Origin of the sequence: Aquiflexum sp., assembly GCF_041749095.1 — a bacterium.
Classification (GTDB): Bacteria; Bacteroidota; Bacteroidia; order Cytophagales; family Cyclobacteriaceae; genus Aquiflexum.
In genome coordinates this window covers 1-3,607 of sequence record NZ_JBGTCA010000601.1, presented here as the reverse complement: position 1 = coordinate 3,607, position 3,607 = coordinate 1, and the positions used below count along the sequence as shown (strand labels likewise).

At 41.7% G+C, this 3,607-nt stretch carries 3 protein-coding genes; all 3 read right to left on the bottom strand.

Annotated features, from left to right (window positions below; translation table 11 throughout):
• On the bottom strand, positions 1-2,271 hold a 2,271-nt coding region (gene porU, locus ACEW8O_RS26855), incomplete at its 3' end, for a type IX secretion system sortase PorU (RefSeq protein ID WP_373497711.1).
• A complete protein-coding gene (pssA, locus tag ACEW8O_RS26850) occupies positions 2,252-2,953 on the bottom strand; it encodes a CDP-diacylglycerol--serine O-phosphatidyltransferase (protein WP_373497710.1) in 702 nt (233 codons plus the stop codon). The genes pssA and porU, both read right to left, overlap by 20 nt.
• Positions 2,953-3,606 carry an MBL fold metallo-hydrolase gene (locus tag ACEW8O_RS26845; protein ID WP_373497709.1) on the bottom strand — a complete coding sequence of 218 codons (654 nt, stop codon included), beginning with the start codon at positions 3,604-3,606 and terminating at the stop codon, positions 2,953-2,955. Before ACEW8O_RS26845 ends, pssA begins: the two co-directional genes overlap by 1 nt.
• Position 3,607: the final 1 nt, after the last annotated feature.

Below are 3,607 nucleotides of genomic sequence, written 5' to 3'. Positions count from 1 at the left end.
TATCTGTTGTTTTGCCTTTAAAGTGTCGGTGGACACTTCCAACCTGACATCATAAATAGATGTAGGCCGGGTTTCAAGCTCTGGTATGGCCAGTTTCAGAGAAGGGTCTCCCAATAGCGAGAAATTTCTGTTGAAAGGCCCGTTTTGACTGTTGTTTTTGGTGATGCGGAATATTTCACCCAGATCGAGGGATTCCCCGTTTTGCTTTAGGAACACAGTTTCGATAAATGCCTTGTTCAATATAAAGTTGACACTGCTAAAAACCGGTCGTCCAGTGGTCAGCAAGCCTATAGCCCCCTTCCTCTGTGCAAAAAGCAACTCCTCAGCAGCGGATCTTATCAATGGGCTGTCATGTCTGCCAAATTCGCAGGTCGCGGTAACGAAAAGCGGTAGGTATGGGTTTTCAGGCCAATCATTCAAATCAGAAACCGTAAACACCCGCTCGGCAGTCAAAGTAGTCTCATTGCCATGACCGATATAATTAAGTAACAAAACACCGTCTTTAATAGATTTTTTGAAGGCCTCCCTGGCTTCAGGGGAACTTTGGACAGCCCCATTTCGAATCTGTTCGAATCTGTCCAGGTATAGTTTTTTTATCAGAAATTCAGGATGATTTTCTGAAATAAAAGCAGCATGCGCTTCGGCATCCCTCAAATGGATGTTGTTGTCCCCATCATCAGCAAAAAAAGCAATGTTTCTTTTCCAATCTCCTGAGATAGATTCTCCTGTTTCGTAAGCGATGATCTTATTGACCATTTCTCTTGCTTCTGCCAAGTTGATGGCGGGAATTCTGCCCACTCCGATTTTGAGATCTTCATCGCCGGCATTGGATTCTGCCCATTCCCCCTGTCCCCAATCTAAAAAGCCAAAATAATCATCAGAGCTGTAGGTGGTCAGTGGGTTGAGGCTATTTCTTGAACTGTAGGTCGGGACCAAGTTTGGCCTTCCTCCCAATTTACCTTTGTAATCATAAGTTCCTTTTCCGAAGAACAACACATTTTGAAGCCTAAGATCTTTCCGGTAATGAAAAGCCAAAAAATTTCTTATCGCAGTGATGTCCTTTGAGCCATAGCCAAATTGATCGTAGATATCTTCCAATATGACAACCTGACTGACAATGCCGATTGATTTTTTATGGGCCGAAAGCCTTTCCGCCTGTGTTGCCAGCATCCTATTGGTCACAATGAACAATTCGGGTTTTGGGTCAATATTCCTGAGCGACATCCCAATGCTCTGGAGATCACTGATCACAGGGATTGTATTCAGATTAAATACAGCAATTTTTTCACCTAATGACAAGGAAGCTGTACCTTGGATTTCATAAATATTGAATGGATTACTGACATTCCAGATGGTACCATCACCTGAGAAAACATCTACCTCTTGTTCCTGCAATTGGTAATATATGCCACTGCTTAAAGAAGCGGCTTGAAAAGGAATAGAGAGAATGGAATAATCAAGATAGCCTGTGGCATTGATATCTGTGCTTTGGAATTGGACATTCAGTGCCAAGTTGTTGTTGGTAGAAAATGAGGCTTTGAATATTTCTTCTCTGCCCTTGATGCCATAGGTGGTGTTGGGCACTCCTCCAATATTGATCTTATCAAGTGCCTGCCCATTTGCATTGATGGAAAAAGTAGCTGGATTTAAGGATTGGGCCATTAATTTCAATGTGAGTTCGACCGGATTCAGGGCATTTGCAGGTCTTTGAGCGGAATATTGCAAATTTCCTCCTGAAAAAATCGGTGCTGAGAACCAGTTTCTTCCGGAATTCAGCAAGTTGGTTTGTTCCCATTTTTGGGTGATGACCTGATAAACCCTTCCCCCGGGAATCGGTTCTCCCGAATTTCCTGATTGGACAGTATTGATCGGGTTTCCTTTTGTCTTTTTCCCTATCAAATAATAAAGTGTATCAGTATATAAATGGTGTTGATAAGCCAATGTGCCATTTACAAATTCCACCTGATGGGGGCCTTCCACATAGAAAACAAGTTGGTTGTCCAATACCTTGCTGGGGATTTCTCTGAGCGTAGTATTGATGCTATCCAGCTTTTGGGGAAGCATTCCGGGATGTCCAAACACTGACACCTCATCGATCTCAGGAAGTCCAAGATTATTGAGCTGAGCAGAGGGAATTTTGTAAACACCGGATTTTGTTATGGGGAATTTATAAAAAACTTCATTGCCCTGTGCAGAGGCCTGAAGGAAAACAAAACTCAATGCCAGATAAAAACAAAGGTGTAATAAATATTTAGGGTACTGTTTCGGCATTTTTTGTAATCATAGCTTCTGCTATCGAGAGCGCAATATATGAAATTATGGCAAATGGAATACCTGCTATTCCCAAGAGAATGAGGAAGATGAGGGAGGCCCCGATGACCAGGTATCTGAAAATGTTTTTGGATAAGGAATAATCCTTGAATTTAAGTGCAATCAATGGAAGTTCTGCAACCAACAAATATGACATCAAAAATGCCAACCCTATCAAGAAGTAAGGATTGCTCAGGTATTGTTCAAAAAAGGGTAATCTCTCCGAAAGAAAAGGAAGCGTGCTGATCAATAAAGCATTTGCAGGAGTAGGTACACCGATAAACCGATCGGATTGCCTTTCGTCTATATTGAATTTGGCAAGCCTGACAGCAGAAAAAACTGCAACGATCAAAACCAAAAATGGCAATAACCAAATGTCCGTATTTGATTCGACCATTTTGAAAAGTATAAATGATGGCAATACCCCAAAAGTCACCATATCAGCCAATGAGTCCAATTGTTTTCCGATCTCACTGCTTACTTTCAGTATCCTGGCCACAAATCCATCCAAAAAGTCAAAAAGCGCTGCCAAGAGAATGAAATAAGCACCGTAAAATATTTCTCCCTCCAAAACATAGACTGTTCCTACCATTCCACATAGAAGGTTGGCACTGGTCAAGGCATTGGGGATATGCTTTTTCATCAGTATCTGGAATTTTTGCCAACAAAAGGGTTGGATTGTTTTTCAATACCGATGTTTGTCTCCATTCCATGTCCGGGATACACGATGGTGTCATCAGGAAGGGAAAACAACTTTGATCTGATCGCACGGAGCAAAGTCTGATGGTCACCTCCGGGAAGTTCTGTCCTTCCAATACTGCCTTGGAACAGTGTGTCTCCTGCAATACAGGTTTTTGACTCTTTGTGGTAAAACACTAAATGTCCCGGTGCATGACCAGGTACAAAAAGGATGTCCAATTCCGTGTTTCCAAACTTAAATTTTTCATTCTCATCAAGAAACCCATCCGGTTCGGCTTCCTGATATCCGGGAAATCCATAATTGGACGCATATACTTTGACGGATTTCAAAACAGGGATTTCCTTCTGATGGATCAAAAATGGAACCTTGTATTTATTCTTGACAAAAGCGTTTCCAAGAACATGGTCGATGTGGCAGTGGGTATTGATAAGATGCGTAACTTTTAGACCTTGACTGTTGATAAAGGCGGCAAGTTCCTCGTTCTCCTGTTTTTCATAACAGCCAGGATCAAAAATTACCGCCTCCTTTGTTTCATCAAATAAAATATATGTGTTTTCCTGAAAAGGATTGAAGGTGAATACTTTAAGCTGGAGCATA

Coding starts and splice junctions, on each gene's coding strand:
- ACEW8O_RS26845 (WP_373497709.1), bottom strand. CDS start 3,606: ATGCTCCAGCTTAAAGTATTCACCTTCAATCCTTTTCAGGAAAACACA.
- pssA (WP_373497710.1), bottom strand. CDS start 2,953: ATGAAAAAGCATATCCCCAATGCCTTGACCAGTGCCAACCTTCTATGT.